This window comes from Nitrosospira sp. Is2 (genome assembly GCF_033095785.1).
Taxonomy (GTDB): Bacteria; Pseudomonadota; Gammaproteobacteria; order Burkholderiales; family Nitrosomonadaceae; genus Nitrosospira.
Map to the genome: position 1 here is coordinate 1,330,768 of NZ_CP137134.1, position 19,872 is coordinate 1,350,639.

Consider the following 19,872-nt stretch of genomic DNA (forward strand, 5'->3'; position numbering starts at 1 on the left):
ATTTTTGCTTCAAGGCCTTTTCGTTACTCACAGCGATAGACTACGCCTAATACCGTGGTATTTGAAGTGCCCTTGCTGCCCCATGCATTGGTATTACTTGAATCCTGTACCCAGACGTAGTTTCCGCCCATTTTAGCCGCCTTGTTGCGGAGATCATTTCTGGCGCCAATAAGCAGATTCTTATTGGATGTATAGTCCCCCGTAAACCAGTTCCCCTGAGAGCCGACGACATCGCCCAGCGGCTTGCAATTACCGGACGGCTTTTCGGTCACAAGCTCGACAGTCTTTCCTCCCGGTGTGGTAGGAATAGCGGAACAGCCCAAAAGAAGGGCTGACAGAACAACTGGCAATGCAATGTTCGTTTTTGCAATCATATACTTTCTCCTCTAATCCCAAGTTTTTAGTCCGCCCGGACCATTTTGTGTATAAAAATTAATTTTGACCATTGTCAGCCTGGAAGAAACCTCTTGACGATTGAATCTTACGACACTTCTCAACATAACCCCCGTCTGACGGGGCGCTCAGGCCTGTCGCGGCCCAAACATAATGATCGCCATGCCTGCGAGCGCCACTAGAGAACCTGCCACATCCCACGCCGTAGGCTTGATGCCGTCAATCGCCCACAGCCACAGCACTGCCGTGAAGATATAAACGCCCCCATAAGCGGCATAGGTCCGGCCCGCAGCCGTCGGGTGAAGAGTAAGCAGCCAGGCAAACAACGCGAGACTTGCGGCGGCCGGGATAAGAATCCAGGCACTGTGGCCCTGCTTGATCCAGAGGTAAGGCAGGTAGCAGCCCACGATTTCCGCAATGGCTGTAGCAAGGAAGAGCAAAAGAGTTTTCAGCTCAAACACTGTTTAGCCATCCTAAGCAGTTCACAGCTATCGGGTAACGCGATATCTGTTGATTGCGGGCGCCGTCGCAACAAGTGGTAAAGCCTTGGCAAAAGCATTCTGCACATGAGCGCTCCCCATATGGCTATCGATAGCCAAACCATTTGCCTACTCTTCAACAACGGTGAAGTCGCTCGGGTCAGCCTCGTTTTGAAAAAGCTGATAGCTGACGCAACCGCGTTCTTTGCGTGTTTCCTCTACATGGCGCAGCAAAACGGACCTCAGCTCGTCATTTTCTCAGAGCGCGCAGTTATCCTGGCCAGCACCCTTGCACTATTGTTGTTTTCCATGCTTCGTCTCTCATCGCAAATTTTGGTAGAAATCAGGAAACCGGATCCCTGCCGCCATGTCCCATGGCCCCGCGTGCATCACCCCTATTCTATCGCGACCAATTTTGCCTCGGCGATCTAATGAGAACGCCTCCTTTTTTTTATTTCTCCGCACGCGCTTTCTCGATGGAGCGCGTCATTACAGCCTTGAAGAGCTTGGGTATCGCGACGGTGTTCGACATATTGGCGACAAAGTCCGGTATCAGACCGCCTGGATTCGTCAGAAGCGTATAGGTGAGCCGCGTGCGTGTACCTCCACTGATCGGTTCGGCGACCCATGAGCCTTCGTTAAGCCTGATCCTTACCACGCCTTTAACCTCGGGCTCGGCGTCAGGGCGCGCGGTCCACTCGCTGCGGAACACGCCGCTGTTTGCGGGCGTCCCCCGCGTCATCCTGAACTTCAGAGGATAATCCCGCTCGCTCACGAAAGGCGGCGCAATCCGGTTATAGGCCACAACTTCACTGTCGTTGTTACGGCTAAGCACGCGCGATTCGATTACATACGGCATGAAATTAGGGTAATTTTCGAAGTCGTTGACAACATTAAAAATGACCTCCGGCGGTGCCTCCACCTCGGCGATTGCGACAATCCTGCGGCCCTTCTCCACGTCCTTGGTAAAAATGACAAGCTCTCCTGTACGGTAGGCTTCGGCCCAGCCTGCCCCGGGGCTTTGCACGTCCAGAGACCACGCGACGGGGACGGCGCACCCTAATAGCAGGCCGGCGCCAAAGACGGCGAGACGGTGCATGAGCTTGATCACGCTGCTCATCCGGTCGATCCCGCCTTGATCAAAAGAATGCTGCGAAACCAGCCCCGGCCCAGGACCGGCGTATCGCTGACACTCTTCAATTCCGGCACAGCAGCCAGCACTTCTTCAAAAACGACATCGAGTCGCGTAACGAGATGCTGGGATAGAAGATTCAACGTTCGTCTAAACCATGCCGTCTCACTCGGCTTGAGAAATTTATCCAGTATCAGCACGCTGCCGCCCGGCTTCAATACGCGCGCTGTTTCTCGCAAGCAGGCGCGTCCATCGGGAACAATCGCAAGGATCAAATGCAGCACGACATGATCGAAACATTCGTCCGCGAAAGGCAGAGACATGCTATTGCCCTGGACCAGGTTCATGTGAAGATTTCTTATGCGCGGCTTTACTCTATGTAACATGGCAGCCGTGAGATCAAGGCCGGTATAAGCATGTCCTGGTGGAAGATGAGGGAGATCGAGCCCGGTGCCGATACCGTTGATAAGAATGTCCTGGCTCCCTTGCTGTGGCAGTTGCGCCAGGCTTGCTGCACGCAACCCGCCGCCCGCGGTTGCAAGCAAGGCGTCGTAAAGCGGTGCGATGATCGTGTAGGAACGGCGCAAGGACATGAGCTTCTACTGGCGGTTCCGTTTCCGCGCGGCAGCTGGTCTGCCCGCTTTTTCCGCAATCTCCCGCCCAGGGGGCGGCGCGGGCCGAGTACGATAAGCCCAAACGATCATGAGCACCCCTGCCACGATCATGGGTAGTGACAGCCATTGGCCCATACTGATACCTAACGTCAGCACGCCCATAAAGCCATCATCCGGTTCCCGGAAAAATTCCGCCAATGAACGGAATACGCCATAGCCGGCAAGGAACATGCCGGAGACCGCGCCGACTGGTCTCGGGTTCGCCGAATAAAGCCACATCAATACAAAAAAGGCCAGCCCTTCCAGCGCAAACTCATATAATTGGGATGGATGCCGCGGGAGCGCGTCCACATCTGGAAAGATCATGGCCCACGAAACATCGGTAGGCCGCCCCCACAACTCAGCGTTGATAAAATTTCCGATGCGTCCCGCGCCCAAGCCCAAGGGTACCAACGGCGCGATAAAGTCCGTTACCGCCAGCCACGGCAGCTTATACTTTCGCGCCAACACTGCCATCGCGGTGATCACCCCGAGGAACCCGCCATGGAAGGACATTCCCCCCTGCCATACGGCAAAGACCTCGAGAGGATGCTGCAGGTAATAGCCCAACTGGTAAAATATTACGTGGCCCAGGCGTCCGCCTAAAATTACCCCCAGCACGCCATAGAACAGCATGTCATCGAGCATGTTGGTGGTAAATGCCCCTTTGGGGTTCTGCTTGATGCGGTATCTACCCAGCAGTATGAAAAGGGCAAATCCCAACAGATACATGAGCCCATACCACCGGACCGCAAGCGGGCCGAGATGGATGGCAATGGGGTCGAATTGGGGATGGACGAGCATGGTCTTCCGCTTATTTGAGGTAAAATACCTGTTGATCCGGTGAAGCGACAAATGTCATACCGCTTGCGGGCTGCATACTGTTGGCTTGGGCTAAATGCGGCTTAAGCCCGGAATGATGTAACGAATATGTATTTCTGGTGCCGCTGAGCAATTATACATACGGCGATCCCGTGCGCCCTAGAGGGCATGGAAAAAGACGCCTCTGAATGGTCTTTCTTTCCCTGCTAGGTTGAGATTCAAGCCTTTGTTCAATCCTCGACAATTGAGGCACTTCAGGTTTTTCGATATTTTTAGGAGCATACATGCCAGACAACCAACGCAGCCGGGCGATTACCCAGGGTGCGCAGCGTTCTCCCAACCGCGCCATGCTGCGAGCGGTCGGTTTCAGTGATACAGATTTCGACAAACCCATTGTCGGCGTAGCCAATGGTTTTTCGACCATCACCCCCTGCAACAAGGGATTGAATGAGCTGGCGCTAAGGGCGGAGCACGCCCTGAAAAAAGCCGGCGCGATGCCGCAAATGTTCGGCACGATTACCGTCTCCGATGGGATTTCAATGGGAACGGAGGGCATGAAGTATTCGCTGGTCTCGCGAGAAGTAATTGCGGACTCAATTGAGACCGCGGTGCAGGCGGAAAGCATGGACGGCGTGATTGCGGTGGGCGGTTGCGACAAGAACATGCCGGGGGCAATGATCGCGATGGCGCGGATGAACGTCCCCGCGATTTTTGTGTATGGCGGGACCATTAAGCCGGGCCATTACAAAGGGCGGGACCTCACGATTGTGAGTGCGTTCGAGGCGGTCGGGCAATATACCGCGCACAAGATAGATGAAAAGGAACTGCTTGAAGTCGAGCGTCATGCATGTCCGGGCGCCGGTTCCTGCGGCGGCATGTTCACTGCGAACAGTATGTCCTCGGCTTTCGAGGCGATGGGCATGAGCCTGCCGTACTCTTCCACCATGGCCGCAGAAGATGATGAGAAGGGCGAGAGCGCTGCCCGCTCTGCGGAAGTGCTCGTTGAAGCCATTAGAAAGCAGCTGCGGCCGCGGGACATTATTACCCGCAAATCCATCGAAAACGCAATTGCTGTAATCATGGCGGTCGGTGGCTCAACCAACGCGGTATTGCACTTCCTGGCCATCGCTCATGCGGCCGAAGTAGCGTGGACTATCGACGATTTCGAACTCATACGCGGCAAAGTCCCGGTCTTGTGCGACCTTAAGCCTTCCGGACGGTATGTTGCAACCGATCTGCACAAAGCCGGGGGCATCCCCCAGGTAATGAAGATGCTGCTCGAACATGGCCTGTTGCATGGCGACTGCGTGACAATCAGCGGTGAGACGGTGGCAGAAATACTAAAGGATGTGCCGTCGGCACCGCGCAAGGATCAGTACGTCATCCGGGAGTGGGACAATCCCATGTACGCCCAAGGCCACCTCGCCATACTCAAAGGCAATCTTTCCACGGAGGGTTCGGTGGCAAAAATTACCGGGGTCAAAACACCAAAGATTACCGGGCCTGCCAGGGTTTTCGAATCGGAAGAAACATGCATGGCGGCTATCCTCGCGCGTCAGATCCAACCGGGTGATGTGGTCGTTATCCGCTATGAGGGGCCCAAAGGTGGTCCAGGCATGCGCGAAATGCTCTCCCCCACTTCAGCCCTGATCGGCGAAGGTCTCGGCGATTCAGTCGGTCTTATTACAGACGGTCGTTTTTCAGGGGGGACGTACGGGATGGTGGTCGGCCATGTCGCACCCGAGGCTTTCGTTGGCGGTACCATCGCACTGGTGCACGAGGGGGACTCAATTACTATCGATGCCGAGAAAAGGCTGCTGCAACTCAATGTTCCCGAGGATGAGCTTGCGCGCCGCCGCGCGGAATGGACACCACCGCAGCCGCGTTATACGCGCGGCGTCCTCGCCAAGTACGCCAAACTGGTTTCGACCGCCAGTCTGGGAGCCGTGACGGATTAACGCGCGGCTTGACTCGTCCGTGCCGGGGTAAAACCATGCCCAATCATCTTGCCAGCGAAACAAGCCCCTACCTCCTGCAGCACGTGGACAATCCTGTGGACTGGTACCCATGGGGGGACGAGGCGCTGGCGCTCGCGCGCGCGCGCAACAAGCCGATATTGCTTTCCGTCGGCTACTCGGCCTGTCACTGGTGCCATGTCATGGCCCATGAATGCTTCGAAGATGCTGAAGTTGCCGCGGCGATGAACCGCGACTTCATCAACATCAAGGTGGATCGTGAGGAGCGGCCGGATATTGACCAGATTTACCAGACCGCCCACTACATGCTTACCCAGCGTAGCGGCGGCTGGCCTCTGACGCTGTTTCTCACGCCCGACCAGAAGCCTTTTTTCGGTGGCACGTATTTCCCTAAAACGCCGCGGCATAGTCTGCCAGGTTTTCTCGACCTGCTGCCGCGCGTCGCCGAGGCCTATCATACTCGCGGCGCGGATATCGAGCGCCAGGGCACCTCGCTGCTGAAAACATTCGCGAACATGCTGCCGTCAAAAAGCGCCGCTGTCCCCGCTTTTTCAGAGCAACCGCTGGACCAGGCGCTGGTGGAACTGGAGAACCGCTTCGATTCCACCAATGGCGGGTTTGGCGAAGCGCCGAAATTTCTCCATCCCACGGAACTGGAATTCTGCCTGCGCCGTTACTTTGCCACGCGTAATCATGGCGCGTTGCGCATGGCCACCCTCACGCTGCAAAAGATGGCCGAAGGCGGCATTTACGACCAACTGGGCGGGGGCTTCTGCCGCTATAGCACGGACCCGTACTGGCGTATTCCGCATTTCGAAAAAATGCTTTATGACAACGGACCACTGCTGCGGCTGTACGCGGATGCCTGGCTTGCCACTCACGATCCGATGTTCGAGCGGGTGGTCGATGAAACAGCCCGATGGGTCATGCGCGAAATGCAGCCGCCGGCAGGAAACGAACCAGGAAAAGCCACAAGTGGTGGAGGTTATTACTCAACCTTGGACGCAGACTCTGAAGGTGAGGAGGGCAAGTTCTACGTGTGGGATCGCAGTGAGGTAGCGCAGCTTCTGCCTTCCGAGGAATATGCCGTAGTTGCTCTCTACTATGGGCTTTCGAGTCACCCCAACTTTGAACACAGGCATTGGAACTTCGAAATTGCGCAACCGATTGCCAACGTTGCGCTTGCTGTCGGCATCAGTCTTGAAGAAGCGCGACAGAGACTCGCGTCGGCGCAGGAAAGCCTCTTCAGCCAACGCGAATTACGCCCGCGCCCGGGCCGTGATGAAAAAATACTCACCAGCTGGAATGGGCTGATGATAAACGGGATGGCGCACGCCGGGCGGGTATTCGGTCGCCGCGACTGGATTCAATCAGCCGCCCGCGCCGTGGATTTTATCCGCACCACGCTATGGAAAAACAATCGCCTGCTCGCGACCTACAAGGATGGCAAAGCGCATCTCAATGCCTATCTCGATGATTATGCCTTTCTGCTGAATGGCTTGCTGGAACTGATGCAAGCTGAGTTTCGCCGGGCTGATCTCGAATTTGCTGTCGCGCTGGCCGATGTGTTATTGGAGCAATTTGAAGATCCCGCGGAAGGAGGTTTTTTCTTTACCAGCCACGACCATGAAAAACTGATCCACCGTCCCAAGCCAGGCCATGATAATGCCACACCCTCCGGCAACGGGATTGCCGCATCCGGGTTGCAAAGGCTAGGACATATTCTCGGCGAATCCCGTTATTTGCAGGCGGCGGAGCGCACCCTGGCCTTGTTCTATCCCACGATATCGCGTTATCCCAGTGCGTGTTGCAGCCTGTTGACAGCGCATGAGGAATCTCTCTTTCCACCACAGCTCGTTATCCTGCGTGGTCCGGGGCAAGCGTTGAAAGAATGGGAGGACGCGCTTCGGGTCGGTTCTCCATATACGCTTGTGTTTGCGTTGCCTTTGGAACTTATCGATCTGCCGCTGAGTCTGAGTAAACCGGCAGGAGTGAATAATACTGTCAACGCCTGGGTCTGCCACGGCGTTAAATGCTTACCGGCGATTACGGATGTGCATGAATTGCTGCGCATCTGCGAAATTCACGGTAAGATAGGGGCCCCTTTCTATAATTAACGGATAAAGGAGTGAGTATGAGAGCTGTCTGGATGGGAATGGTTGCGGCATCAGCCCTGTTGATGGTGGGCACCGCGCAAGCAAACGCGGACTTGGCAAAAGCCAATGGTTGCACAAACTGCCATACTGTTGACAAGAAATTGGTCGGCCCTGCATTGAAAGACATTGCCGCCAAGTATAAGGATGACCCGAAAGCCGAAGCATACCTAGCAGATAAAATTAAGAAAGGAAGCAACGGCGTGTGGGGTCCAGTACCGATGCCCCCGAATGCGCAAGTTAGCGATGCCAACGCCAAAGTTCTGGCAGCATGGGTTCTGACGCTTAAGTAACTTGAAATTGAATCACAAAAAAGCCGGCGCAATGTCGCCGGCTTTTTATTTGTCATCACGAAAAAAAGCTGCCGCACGATAACGCTGGGGAGACGCATAACTTGGCCGTCATACCGGTGAAGTGCGCACTCAGGGTGCGTTGATCATGAGCTGGTTTGCGACCAACTTGGCAAGCGCGTTTCTGCTTCCGCCATTCAATCTCATTCTGTTGGGCACAGCAGGAGTGCTGCTGCTGAGGCGCAGACCAGGGTTTGGCAAGTCGCTGGTGATAGCCGCTTTGGCTTTGCTTTATTTGCTGTCCATCCCGCTCGTCGCAGACGCCCTTCTGCAGACACTGGAGTCAACCCCTAGCCGCAGGGCACTGGAGAATGACATCCAGGCCGTTGTCGTGCTGGGTGGCGGCACGTACTACGACGCCCCGGAGTATGGTAGCAATACAGTGGGGCGATTTAGCCTGGAGCGTATCCGTTACGCCGCATGGCTGCACCGGCACACGGGCAAGCCAATATTGGCGACCGGCGGCGACCCTGCTGGCTATGGTTCTGCTGAAGCGACGCAAATGAAGCGCGTGCTGGAACAAGAATTCAAGGTCCCGGTGAAATGGATCGAAACCGCTTCGCGCAACACGCGTGAGAATGCCTACAACAGCTTTGCCCTACTACAAGACCACGGTGTTCACCATATCGCGCTCGTCACTCATGCCTGGCACATGCCCCGAGCGGCAATAGAGTTTGAACAGGCCGGATTCAAGGTCAGCCGCGCGGCTACCGGCTACACAACGCGTCATAAAACGAACATTTTTGTACTCATTCCCGCAGCTGGGGCATTGCAAAAAAGCAATTTATTCTTCCACGAACTCATCGGCATGGGGTGGTACAGGCTCATGCCAGCCGCGAACTCGCTGTGAACGGCTGGAAGCGTTGACCGATGACATTTGGACCTATTCTGCCGGATAAATCGAGCCACCGGTGCTGTAAGGCAAGCCACTCGCAAACACTCTTTATGGAGGTAGCTGATAAAATCGGAGAATTTCAGGTAAGCCCTGGCCAGTTCCGCGATAGGAACCGTGGCATCTGCCATTTTTTACGGGACTGAATCTTTTGGGAGGGGAATCACATGCAAGCACGAATCAAGTGGAAGGATGGAGCGAGCTTTTTGGCCAAGTCGGGAAGTGGTCATACGGTGCTGATGGACGGACCGCCGGACGCGGGCGGCAAGAATTCAGGACCGCGCCCAATGGAAATGTTGCTGATGGGAACCGGCGGTTGCGCGGCCTTCGACGTCGTGATGATCCTCAAAAAGGGCCGCCAGGATATCAGCGATTGCGTGGTGGAAATCGAAGCTGAACGGGCCCCACGGGAACCTAAGGTGTTCACCCGCATTCACTTTCATTTTATCTTGACAGGAAAAAAACTGAACCCTGGACAGGTTGAGAGGGCAATTAGCCTCTCTGCAGAAAAATACTGCTCGGCTTCGATAATGCTGGCAAAGACGGCCGAACTGACACACGACTTTGAGATCGTGGAGGAATAAGATCAGTTGTTCGGGAAACGGGATAACGACCAGGGACAACTGGATCAGCGGCAACTTATCGGCGAGCAGCGTCGGGCTTAAACCCAGTAGGCGGTTCTCGTCATTACATTCGAGCCCAGCTTCATCATCAGTTTCACCGGCGAGGGCAACTCGGCGCCACCGTGAGACATCGCAGTCGTGGCGTGCCCGGCTTCGTCTATCTGCATCTGCGCGACGATGGCGCGGCTTTTTCCATCGTTGTGCGGCAGTCGCTTCAAATGTCCAGCCAGATGTGACTCCACCTGGCGCTCGGTTTCGGCAAGAAATCCCAGATTCCACTTATCGCCCAGCATGCCCGCCAACGCGCCAATGGCGAACGACCCGCCGTACCATAATGGATTCAACATGCTTTTGCGTCCGCTCAATTCAGCAATCCGCCGCTCGGTCCAGGCAAGGTGTTCGGTTTCTTCACGCGCTGCCTGTGCCAGCGTTTCCTGTACGTCCGCATCGTGCGCAGTAAGCGCCTGTCCTTGATATAGCGCCTGCGCACAAATCTCCCCGACGTGATTCACGCGCATCAGGGCGGTTGATTGGCGCTTCTCCCAATCGTTCAACTCGCTTTCGGGCAATTCGGTTCCCGGCACTGGCCGCAGTGTTTGTGCGGGCGTCAGCAATGTGCGTAGCGCATGGTCAAAACCAATGATGAATTTGTCGATGTTGGGCATGGAGTCCCCCGTAAGCAATATAAAGCGGAATGTTTATAATTGTATACCCATTTGCCGCGATATCAGAGTAACCGGATGCACGACCTCGATCTCGGAGCCTGCCTGCCGCAAGGCACTTCCGATGTGCATGGCGCAACCGACGTTGGATGTGGCGAGGTAACGCGCGCCACTCGCCTTTAGCGCGGTCATCTTGTCATGCAGTAGCGGCGCCGCCATCTCCGGCTGATCAATAAAATATGTTCCGGCGGCACCACAGCACTGATCATTACCCGCGAGGGGAATAACCAGCGCCCCTGGGATGCGCGCGAGCAGCGCGTATGCATGGGCTGAACCTCGCAGGACATTTCGCAGGCTGCAGGGTTCGTGTACTGCAATTTTATGCGGCAAAGGAGCGAGTTTTACCTCATCCCATCCTTCAGCCGCAGCCAGAAAAGCGCCAATGTCCACGGCCTTCGCTGAAAATTTTATGGCTGGCCTTCGGAATTTCCCCGTCTGAGCTGCGTCGTCTTGCACCTGAGAACGTAAGTTGGACGGTTGCGAGAATGACGATAAACCGTATTCCCGCAGCTGGACGCCACACCCCGAGGCGGTACTTAGGATCGCGTCCAGATTCAACTCATTGAAGGCCGCAATGTTCTGAAGCTCCAGCTGCTTCGCCGTGGTTCTGTCGCCGCTGTGCTGATGCAAGGCGCCACAACAGGTTTGCGCGCGCGGCACATGGACCGTGTAACCCAGTCGATTGAGTACCAATATTGCCGCGTTAAGCGTGGTAGCGTCCGTCAGTCGGGCGACACAGCCGAGAAAGAGGCCGACTTGTCCACGCGGTTCCCCCACAGCGGGATAAACGGGCTGCCAGGTACGCGAATCCACAACGCCGGATGAAGCAGCCGGTATGTCGATGAATGGCAGCTGCGCCTCGAGCACGGCGAGCGCCGTCCCTCCGAATATGCCGGACTTGCGATTCCATTTTTGCAGGCCGCTGCTCTGGTAAAAACGCAAAAGTGGACGCAGCGCGTCAAGCCGCCCGGGTTTAGCGATGAACTCGCGTTTGATCCATCCCCGCAGTCCGGCTTTTCGCATCGCAGGATCTCCTTGAGGGAGATCACGCTCCGAGTCCATCGCCGCACGCGTGTCGTCGATTAATTGGCCAAAGCGCACATGGTTGGGGCATGCCGCCTCACAGGCGCGGCAGGTAAGACAACGGTCGATATGCAGCGCAAACCGCTCATTCATGGGAACCCGGCCGCCCATGACGCCCCCTATGAGGGCAATGCGCCCCCGCGGTGAATCGGCCTCGGACAAGGTGATACGGTAGGTGGGGCAATGCGGCAGACAAAGGCCGCACGCGACGCAGCGGTTAGCTTCGGCGCTTATTTCGGCGCGTTCGCTGGTCCGTTCGGAGGCGGATGAAACGTCAGGTGGAAGATCAGTTGGGTTCATCGTTGTAGGCGTAGACCAACTTTTGTCGGAGCCGTTCATTTAGACGAAAGTCCGGCGGAGGATACCGAAATTTTTTTCAGAAATAGCGGCAGAGGCGTTTAAACCCACTCGACTTCATTTCTATAGAGTTCGCCCACAAGGGAGTTGGAAGAGTCTACTCGCAAGGCTGTTTGAAGAATAGGGGATTGAATATGCCCATCAATATGAGCACACGTCTGGTATCAGTGCGATAACTCATGCAGATCTATCTGGCCAGCCTTCATGCACAAATCGCGCTACAATTCACGCCCCTCAGGTCTGCAACCGTCAATCTATCGTGGAAGCGTTTTTTACCTCCACCATTCTTGTCGCAATTGCTGAAATCGGTGACAAGACTCAGCTTCTGTCATTCGTGCTCGCAGCGAAACTACGGCGGCCCTATCCGATCATGGCTGGTATTTTTGTCGCTACGCTGCTCAACCATGCGTTGGCGGCCTCGGTGGGAGCATGGCTCGCCAGCATGATTCCTTCTCATTTTATTAACTGGATAGTAGGGGCGTCATTCATCGGTTGCGGCTTGTGGGCACTCAAGCCGGATACGCTTGAGGAGCATGCGCCTTTATTTGCTGCGGGAGCGTTCGTCACCACGCTCATCGCTTTCTTCCTGGCGGAAATGGGGGACAAAACTCAGCTAGCGACCGTTGCATTGGCAGCGCGTTACGATGAGTTGACGGCGGTTGTGCTCGGCACGACTCTCGGTATGATGGTGGCAAACGCGCCGGCAGTCTGGGTTGGAGAGGCGCTTGCCGGTCGGATCAATATGAGAAAGACACGCTGGGGTGCGGCAGCCTTGTTCCTGCTAATGGGAGTGTGGTCGCTCGCAGGCGTGATCGAGTTCCCCTGATACACGAACATCCGACCCCTGGCCGCAAACGCAGCAATACCCGAGCCTCCGCTACGCTGCCTAACCCGGTCCGCGGACGCCGTAAATATAGCGTTCGAGTTCATGGATAATAAATTGCTGGCCTGAAATCGAATCCTTGACCAGATCGCCGATGGAAACAAGGCCGACGACGTTATTGTTTTCAAGCACGGGCAAGTGGCGTACGCGCATCTCGGTAACCAGTGCCATGCAATCCTCGGCGGTATAGTCGGGGCTGACATACGCGACCTGCGGTGTCATGAGCTCGCTGACCCGAATATCCTTCGCAAGCCTATCCAGCAAGTACGCCTTGCGCGAATAATCCCTTTCGGTGAAGATACCGGCCATTTTTCCATCCTGTAGCACCAGCAATGCGCCAATGTTTCTTGTAGCCATCAGCTGCATGGCATCATGCACCGACTTGTCGGGCTCGATGCTTGCGACTTCATGTCCCTTGCCTTCCAGTAATTGCCTAACCGTTGTCATGGCATCATTCCTCCACTTCGGATTGAAACTTGTTCGGGCATTTCTCTTAAAATCATAGCACGTCGAACGAGCAACCTGAGCGGGAGGAACTGAACCACAAGTGGACGCGAGATCTGGACTTCTCCCAATGACAGGATGGGCGGCCTGGCCGGCATTTTCTACAACATGCGGCTTTTATCGCCGCTGGCAAATCCTGTCAGAGGTGTGGAAACATTTTTGCCAAAGGCGATAACTTTGAATAATTCTCCCATTTCAGCCGGGCTCAGCAGCTTCTGGACCTGGTTTGCAAGTGGCAGATAATCCCTCGCATTCTCGGCGGGGATCTGCGCCAGAAGCTCTGTTATGCCGCAGTTGATGAGAAAATGTGCTTGACTGGTATAGCCCAGCAAATCCAGCCCCGTTTTGTGCGCAACCTCGGCAATCGCGCTGAAGTCCACATGGCTGGTGATGTCCTGCAGGCCGGGTAGATAAAACGGGTCATCATGCGCATAATGCCGGTAGTGGCACATCAGGGTCCCGCGATGACGCTGCGGGTGGTAATACTCGTTATGCCCAAAACCATAGTCAATCAGGAGAATCGCGCCCTGCTTCAGCATTCCGCTCAGGCTGAGCATGAAGTGCCGGGCGGCGAGACTTATTTCGCTGACATAGTCGCCCCCGCGGTCGCTGCCACGGTGGGGGCCGACGCCTCCCATTTCCGGATCAGCCAACGGGCGTAGGATGGAAGCCGCTTGAAACAGCTCCCCTTGCATCAGTGGACGATCGCTCCACTTGAATTCGTCCGCATCTGTCTCCACCCCTCGCTCGAACAATTGGAAGCCGCGCCACCGGACGAGATGTACCGGCATAGCGTCGAGCACTTCATTGGCAAGTATCAGTCCATTGAATTGCTCGGGCAATTGCGTCAGCCAAATCACCCTGGCCGCCAGATGCGGCGCCCGGCGTTCAAGTAAAACTTGTTGCCGCTGTTGCAGTTCCGCGCTGACTTCGAGAATGAAATAATGCCTTGGTAAACACCCAAGTTTTTCCAGCTCAAGCAATAAATCGAGCGCGAGCTTGCCAGTTCCGGCTCCGAATTCCAGAACATTACCCTTATCCTCGTTTCCGAGCACCTGCGCCGCTTGTCGTGCCACGGCTCTACCGTACAGAGAAGAGATTTCCGGTGCGGTCACAAAATCGCCTTCCTGCCCGAATTTAGCAGCGCCCCCGCTGTAATAACCCATACCCGGCGCATACGACGCCAGCCTCATGTAATGCTCAAACGAAATCCAGCCGCCAGCACCAGCTATTTCTGCTTTGATCAACTCCTTCACCGCGCGACTATGCTCGAGGGCCGCGTGGCTCGGTGCCGGTAACGGTGGTTGAGGTGATAGTGGCTGCATGGGCTCTATGCTACTCTTTACTATCGAGCGCCTCTTTTTGGGGCTGGCGCTAGTGAAATTGAAAGTCGCGCCTGTTTCGCGAGTGTGCAAGTGTAGAGGAGATAGCAATGCAAGGGAAAGTGATACTGATCACCGGAGGGGCAAGGCGTGTAGGCGCGGCTACCTGTCGACGCTTGCATGCGCAGGGCGCAAACCTGGTGGTCCATTATCGGGCCTCCGCGAACGATGCGCGGGCGTTGAAAAGCGAGCTTGATCAGGTCCGCCCCGGTTCGGTTGCGCTCGTGCAGGCAGACCTGCTGGACATTAATCGGCTACCCGATTTGATTGACGAAACGATGAGCCACTTCGGCAGACTGGACGCGCTTGTCAATAATGCTTCCAGCTTTTTTGCCACCCCCCTGGGGAAGATCACAGAGGACATGTGGGATGATCTTATCGGCAGCAACCTTAAGGCGCCGCTGTTTCTTTCGCAAGCGGCGGCGCCCCAGCTCAGGATGCAGCAAGGCTGCATCGTGAACATTGTCGATATCCACTCCGAGTGGCCACTGAAACGATACGTGGTATATAACGCCGCCAAGGGCGGCCTCGCTTCGCTGACCCGTTCACTCGCCGTTGAGCTCGCGCCGGAAGTCAGGGTGAACGGAGTTTCTCCAGGGCCCATCCTGTGGCCTGAAGAAGGCGCGTGGATGGATGAAGCTTCGCGCCAGCATATCATCGGGCGGACACTGCTCAAACGGACTGGAGAGCCGGAGGACATCGCGAAAACCGTAGCCTTCCTGATTGCCGATGCGCCTTATATCACCGGCCAGATTATCGCGGTGGATGGGGGACGCAGCGTGAACCTTTAGATATTGGCGGGAAAGATAACCGGCCACGAACTGACGCTTCACCAAACCGCTGCCAACTCTCCTTCACTTTAGTTTGTTTCTCAGTATCTCGTTTACCTGCGCGGGATTTGCCTTTCCCTTGCCGGCCTTCATCACCTGCCCTACGAGGGCATTAAAGGCTTTCTCCTTGCCAGCCTTGAATTCTTCCACCGATTTTCCATTCGCCGCGATAACCTCGGCGATCAGGTTTTCCAGGGCGCCTGAGTCCGAGATCTGCTTCAATCCCTGCGACTCAATAATTTGATCAGCCAGGCTTTCATCCATTTGCGCGTTCCGGCTCTTCCAGGCCGTTGCCTCGTCCCTGCGCTTGATCCACATTTGCCTGAACACTTCCTTCGCCATCTTTCCGGAAATCGTACCATCTTTGATACGTGTTAAAAGCTGGGCAAGCTCATTGGGAGACAGTGGGCAATGATCGAAGGACCTTCCCTCATCATTGAGATAGGCGGAGGTTTCGCCCATCACCCAATTTGCGCACAGTTTCGGGTCGGAAGGAAGTTTGCGGGCAACGGCTTCAAAATACTCTGCGATATCGCGGTCAGCGGTTAGCGTCGCGGAATCATATGAAGAAAGTCCATAGTCGCGCTCCAGTCGGCTTCGCATCTGGGATGGTAATTCCGGCGACGCGCTTCGCACTTCCGAAATCCAGTTCTCAGAGATTTCGAGCGGCAGCAAATCCGGATCGGGAAAATAACGGTAATCCTGCGCGTCCTCCTTGCTGCGCATGGCTCGGGTTTCATCTTTATCCGGATCGTAGAGCCGGGTTTGCTGCTGAATGATTCCACCTTCCTCGATGATCTCGATCTGGCGCCTCGCTTCGTGATCTATGGCCTTCTCAAGAAAGCGGAACGAGTTGAGATTTTTTATTTCACAGCGGGTGCCAAGCTTGTCGGATCCGCTGGGCCGCACCGACACATTGGCGTCGCAGCGGAACGAGCCTTCCTGCATATTACCGTCGCAGATGCCGATCCAGCGTACCAGCGAATGCAAGATTTTGGCATAAGCCACTGCTTCTGCGCTGCTGCGCATATCAGGTTCGGAAACGATCTCGAGCAACGGGGTTCCGGCACGATTCAAGTCGATGCCGGTCATGCCGTGAAAATCCTCGTGCAACGACTTTCCCGCATCTTCCTCCAGATGCGCCCTAACGAGGCGGACCGTCTTCTCCGTTTCGGCGACCTGGAACGTGACAGTGCCGCCCTCGACCACTGGCAGCTCATATTGGCTGATCTGATACCCTTTGGGCAGATCCGGATAGAAGTAATTTTTCCGCGCAAAGATTGACGGGGAGTTGATTTTTGCCCCTACCGCCAACCCGAATCTGATTGCGCGCTCGACTGCGCCGCGATTCAAGACAGGCAGGACCCCCGGCAACGCAAGATCCACGGCGCAGGCTTCCGCGTTCGGCGCGACGCCAAACGCTGTGGATGCGCCTGAGAATATTTTAGACTGGGTCGAGAGTTGCGCGTGAACTTCAAGACCGATCACGGTTTCCCATTGCATTAAGAGTACCTCATTTAATTACGAACGCGTATCTGAACTGTCACGAAGCAAATCCACCCGGCAAACCGCTTCTCCTTAACTGACGACTAAAAGTTAGTCGATATTGCCGGGTTCAGCCGGCATACGCGTGTGCCAGTCCGTGGCCAACTGGTATCGGTGCGCCACATTCAACATCTGCGCTTCGGAAAAATAATTTCCCACGATGTGCAACCCGACCGGCCTGTTTTTATTGCCAAAGCCTACAGGAATCGACATCCCAGGCAAGCCGGCCAGGTTGACAGCGATAGTATAGGCATCGGACAAATACATTTGCACCGGGTCGTTGCTTTTCTCGCCCAGATTAAAAGCAACGGTGGGAGAAGTGGGCCCCATTATGATGTCGCACTGCTTGAACGCCTCCGCAAAATCCTGCGCGATCAGTCGGCGCAGTTTTTGCGCCTGAATATAGTAGGCGTCGTAATACCCGTGCGATAGAACGTAAGTACCGATCAGGATTCGTCGCTTTACCTCCGCGCCGAAACCATGAGCGCGGCTTTTGCGGTACATGTCGTTGAGGTCGTCGTATTCTGGCGCCCGATATCCATACCGCACGCCGTCAAAGCGCGAAAGATTGCTCGATGCTTCGGCCGGAGCGAGCACATAGTAAACAGGAACGGAAAGGCTCGTATTGGGCAGCGATACTTCAACCGTTTTTGCTCCAAGCTTACGATACTCAGCGAGGCTCGCCTCCACCGCGCGGGCCACATCATCGCTTATCTCATCAACAAAATATTCTTTCGGGAGGCCAATACGTAAACCATCCAAGGGCTTTTGCAAATCGCGCGTGTAATCTTCCGGCTCGCGCTGGAGGCTGGTCGAATCGCGGGGATCAAACCCCGTCATGACATTCAGCATCAATGCCAAATCTTCGGCTGACTTTGCCATGGGTCCGGCTTGATCCAGACTGGAAGCGAAAGCGATCATTCCGTAGCGCGACGCCAGCCCGTAGGTGGGTTTAAGTCCGGAGATGCCACATAGAGCCGCGGGCTGGCGGATGGAGCCACCAGTATCCGTACCGGTTGCGGCCGGAGCCAGGCGGGCAGCGACCGCACAAGCGGAACCGCCCGAGCTGCCGCCCGGCACCGCCGCGATATCCCATGGATTCTTTACTGGTCCGTAAAAGGAGGTCTCGTTGCTTGACCCCATGGCGAACTCATCCATATTGGTCTTGCCGATGTTAACGGCACCGGCCGCATTGAAACGCTCGATCACCCCGGCGTCGTAGGGCGAAACGAAGTTCGACAGCATCCTTGACCCACAGGTGGTGAGCCACCCCTTCGTACAGAAAATATCCTTTTGGGCAATCGGCACGCCGGTCAGAGGCTTTGCCCCGCCGGATGCGATCAGCCTGTCAGCCGCACGTGCCTGGGCAAGGCTAGTCTCTTCAGAAAGAGTAATGAAGGCGTTGTAGTGCGAATTCAGCGCTTGGGCTCGCTTGAAAAACTCAGCGGTCAACTCAACGCTGGAAATTTTTTTTGCGGCGAGCAGCGCGGACAGTTGGCTGAGGCTGGCGTTCAACATAGGTTTTTCGCAGAATGACGCAAATCCTGAAAGATCACGGATGAAAGGTGGAGGGAGGGGGGATGCAGGTCCAAGCAGGTGTTATTCGATCACTTTCGGCACCAGGTAAAGCCCAGCTTGGACCTGAGGCGCGATCGATTGGAACAACTCGCGCTGATCGGTCTCGGTGACCACATCCGGGCGCAGGCGCTGTGTGACATCCTGAGCGTGCGCCATGGGTGCGATTGCGGTCGCATCCACCGCCTGCATCTGCTGGATGAGACTGAAAATACCCGATAATTGCCCGAGGACGGTAGCAGCTTCTTCCTCGCCAATTTCAATACGGGCCAAGCTGGCGACCCGTTTCACATCATCCAGAGAAAGTGACATTGACTCGTTGAATCCCTTTATAACCCTTATATTCAAATAGCTAATAGAGTATCATAGCCCGCCTGAGGGACGCATTCTTTTCACGCGCTTTTTACCATCGTCGTCTGCACCGGATTCCGTAAATCATGCTTAATTTCATCAACAATAATGTACTGAGGGGTTATTTTTCGACTGACATGGCGATAGATCTGGGAACGGCCAATACCCTGATTTACGTTCGCGGTCAGGGCATCGTGCTGAACGAACCCTCAGTGGTGGCGATACGTCAGGATGGCGGACCCAATGGCAAAAAGATAATTCAGCAAGTCGGGCTGGCGGCCAAGCAAATGCTGGGACGCACCCCGGGTAACATTACCGCTATTCGCCCCATGAAGGATGGCGTCATTGCCGACTTCACGGTTACTGAACAGATGCTGAAACACTTCATCAAGAAAGTGAATCCGCCCCGGCTATTTTCCGCCAATCCCCGCATCGTTATTTGCGTTCCCTATGGCTCTACTCAAGTCGAGCGCCGCGCTATTCGCGAAGCGGCGTACGGCGCCGGAGCGCGCAAGGTGGAATTGATCGAGGAACCGATGGCGGCAGCCATCGGGGCAAATCTGCCGGTCGAGGAAGCAACAGGATCGATGGTGGTCGATATAGGTGGCGGCACGACAGAAGTGGGCGTGATTTCGTTGGGCGGTATCGTATATTCCAATTCAGTGCGAGTTGGCGGCGACAAGTTCGACGAGGCAATTATTAATTATATCCGTCGCAATTATGGGATGTTGATCGGCGAGGTGACCGCCGAATTAATCAAGAAGGAGATCGGGTCAGCGTTTCCGGGTTCGGAAGTAAGGGAAATGGAAGTTAAAGGACGCAACCTGGCGGAAGGAATACCGCGCAGCTTTACGATTTCGAGCAACGAAATACTGGAGGCGCTGACCGACCCCCTCAATAGTATCGTCAGCGCGGTTAAATCTGCCTTGGAGCATACCCTGCCCGAACTCGGTGCGGACATTGCCGAAAAGGGAATGGTGCTAACCGGTGGCGGCGCCTTGCTGCGCGATATCGACCGTTTACTCATGGAAGAGACCGGATTGTCCGTCATAATTGCGGAAGATCCGCTCACCTGCGTAGTGCGAGGATCTGGAATTGCGCTAGAAAACATGGATCAGCTGGTCGGCATATTCGCCAGCGATTAGACGGGATACTCGGGTTGGCGCC

21 protein-coding genes are annotated in these 19,872 nt (G+C 55.5%); 8 read left to right on the top strand and 13 right to left on the bottom strand.

Going from position 1 to position 19,872, the window contains the following annotated elements; translation table 11 throughout:
- Positions 1-23 precede the first annotated feature (23 nt).
- The 6 genes from R5L00_RS05830 to lgt all read right to left on the bottom strand — a co-directional run bounded on the left by R5L00_RS05830 (position 24) and on the right by lgt (position 3,461).
- Positions 24-374, bottom strand: a complete 351-nt coding sequence (locus R5L00_RS05830) for a DUF4156 domain-containing protein (RefSeq protein ID WP_107693635.1) — start codon at positions 372-374, stop codon at positions 24-26.
- 147 nt (positions 375-521) lie between these two features.
- Entirely contained in the window at positions 522-854 is a 333-nt protein-coding gene (locus R5L00_RS05835; protein ID WP_107693634.1) for a YnfA family protein, read from the bottom strand.
- A gap of 147 nt (positions 855-1,001) precedes the next feature.
- Positions 1,002-1,106: an antibiotic biosynthesis monooxygenase gene (locus R5L00_RS15820; protein WP_219907486.1), complete on the bottom strand. Its 105-nt coding sequence runs from the start codon at positions 1,104-1,106 to the stop codon at positions 1,002-1,004.
- Positions 1,107-1,323: 217 nt separating this feature from the next.
- Entirely contained in the window at positions 1,324-1,992 is a 669-nt protein-coding gene (locus R5L00_RS05845) for an SRPBCC family protein (RefSeq protein WP_317653734.1), read from the bottom strand.
- A complete protein-coding gene (locus tag R5L00_RS05850) occupies positions 1,989-2,597 on the bottom strand; it encodes a class I SAM-dependent methyltransferase (RefSeq protein WP_317653735.1) in 609 nt (202 codons plus the stop codon). The genes R5L00_RS05845 and R5L00_RS05850 overlap by 4 nt, the downstream gene beginning before the upstream one ends.
- A gap of 6 nt (positions 2,598-2,603) precedes the next feature.
- Positions 2,604-3,461 (bottom strand): prolipoprotein diacylglyceryl transferase, encoded by an 858-nt coding sequence (gene lgt, locus R5L00_RS05855; protein ID WP_317653736.1) that lies wholly within the window; start codon positions 3,459-3,461, stop codon positions 2,604-2,606.
- A 302-nt stretch (positions 3,462-3,763) separates the two neighbouring features.
- On the opposite strand from lgt, the gene ilvD reads away from it, so the two are divergent.
- From ilvD to R5L00_RS05880, 5 genes are all read left to right on the top strand, one after another.
- Entirely contained in the window at positions 3,764-5,437 is a 1,674-nt protein-coding gene (gene ilvD, locus R5L00_RS05860) for a dihydroxy-acid dehydratase (RefSeq protein ID WP_107693631.1), read from the top strand.
- Between the two features lie 35 nt (positions 5,438-5,472).
- Positions 5,473-7,572 (top strand): thioredoxin domain-containing protein, encoded by a 2,100-nt coding sequence (locus R5L00_RS05865; protein ID WP_317653737.1) that lies wholly within the window; start codon positions 5,473-5,475, stop codon positions 7,570-7,572.
- 17 nt (positions 7,573-7,589) lie between these two features.
- Complete coding sequence (locus R5L00_RS05870) at positions 7,590-7,901, top strand: c-type cytochrome (protein WP_107693629.1); 312 nt, start codon at positions 7,590-7,592, stop codon at positions 7,899-7,901.
- A gap of 145 nt (positions 7,902-8,046) precedes the next feature.
- Positions 8,047-8,808, top strand: a complete 762-nt coding sequence (locus R5L00_RS05875) for a YdcF family protein (protein WP_317653738.1) — start codon at positions 8,047-8,049, stop codon at positions 8,806-8,808.
- Positions 8,809-9,017: 209 nt separating this feature from the next.
- Positions 9,018-9,434: an OsmC family protein gene (locus R5L00_RS05880; protein WP_317653739.1), complete on the top strand. Its 417-nt coding sequence runs from the start codon at positions 9,018-9,020 to the stop codon at positions 9,432-9,434.
- Between the two features lie 77 nt (positions 9,435-9,511).
- On the opposite strand, the gene coq7 is transcribed toward R5L00_RS05880, so the two are convergent.
- Positions 9,512-10,138: a 2-polyprenyl-3-methyl-6-methoxy-1,4-benzoquinone monooxygenase gene (coq7, locus tag R5L00_RS05885; protein WP_317653740.1), complete on the bottom strand. Its 627-nt coding sequence runs from the start codon at positions 10,136-10,138 to the stop codon at positions 9,512-9,514.
- 33 nt (positions 10,139-10,171) lie between these two features.
- Positions 10,172-11,578 carry a (Fe-S)-binding protein gene (locus R5L00_RS05890; RefSeq protein ID WP_317653741.1) on the bottom strand — a complete coding sequence of 469 codons (1,407 nt, stop codon included), beginning with the start codon at positions 11,576-11,578 and terminating at the stop codon, positions 10,172-10,174.
- 313 nt (positions 11,579-11,891) lie between these two features.
- Here R5L00_RS05890 and R5L00_RS05895 point away from each other — a divergent pair, with 313 nt between their 5' ends.
- Positions 11,892-12,461: a TMEM165/GDT1 family protein gene (locus R5L00_RS05895; RefSeq protein ID WP_411555607.1), complete on the top strand. Its 570-nt coding sequence runs from the start codon at positions 11,892-11,894 to the stop codon at positions 12,459-12,461.
- Between the two features lie 60 nt (positions 12,462-12,521).
- On the opposite strand, the gene R5L00_RS05900 is transcribed toward R5L00_RS05895, so the two are convergent.
- Positions 12,522-12,965, bottom strand: coding sequence for a CBS domain-containing protein (locus R5L00_RS05900; RefSeq protein ID WP_107693624.1), 444 nt, complete (start codon positions 12,963-12,965; stop codon positions 12,522-12,524).
- A 158-nt stretch (positions 12,966-13,123) separates the two neighbouring features.
- Entirely contained in the window at positions 13,124-14,347 is a 1,224-nt protein-coding gene (locus R5L00_RS05905; RefSeq protein ID WP_317653743.1) for a class I SAM-dependent methyltransferase, read from the bottom strand.
- Positions 14,348-14,454: 107 nt separating this feature from the next.
- Between R5L00_RS05905 and R5L00_RS05910 the strand changes: the two genes are divergently transcribed.
- Positions 14,455-15,195: a pteridine reductase gene (locus R5L00_RS05910; RefSeq protein ID WP_317653744.1), complete on the top strand. Its 741-nt coding sequence runs from the start codon at positions 14,455-14,457 to the stop codon at positions 15,193-15,195.
- 63 nt (positions 15,196-15,258) lie between these two features.
- Here R5L00_RS05910 and gatB read toward each other — a convergent pair whose 3' ends face one another.
- The 3 genes from gatB to gatC form a co-directional block, all read right to left on the bottom strand.
- Entirely contained in the window at positions 15,259-16,737 is a 1,479-nt protein-coding gene (gene gatB, locus R5L00_RS05915; protein WP_317653745.1) for an Asp-tRNA(Asn)/Glu-tRNA(Gln) amidotransferase subunit GatB, read from the bottom strand.
- Between the two features lie 93 nt (positions 16,738-16,830).
- The gene (gatA, locus tag R5L00_RS05920) at positions 16,831-18,297 is read right to left on the bottom strand and encodes an Asp-tRNA(Asn)/Glu-tRNA(Gln) amidotransferase subunit GatA (protein WP_107693620.1); all 1,467 of its coding nucleotides are present in this window, start codon (positions 18,295-18,297) and stop codon (positions 16,831-16,833) included.
- 81 nt (positions 18,298-18,378) lie between these two features.
- The gene (gene gatC, locus R5L00_RS05925; RefSeq protein ID WP_107693619.1) at positions 18,379-18,666 is read right to left on the bottom strand and encodes an Asp-tRNA(Asn)/Glu-tRNA(Gln) amidotransferase subunit GatC; all 288 of its coding nucleotides are present in this window, start codon (positions 18,664-18,666) and stop codon (positions 18,379-18,381) included.
- A gap of 125 nt (positions 18,667-18,791) precedes the next feature.
- Between gatC and R5L00_RS05930 the strand changes: the two genes are divergently transcribed.
- Positions 18,792-19,850, top strand: a complete 1,059-nt coding sequence (locus tag R5L00_RS05930) for a rod shape-determining protein (protein ID WP_107693618.1) — start codon at positions 18,792-18,794, stop codon at positions 19,848-19,850.
- The last annotated feature ends 22 nt before the right edge of the window (positions 19,851-19,872 follow it).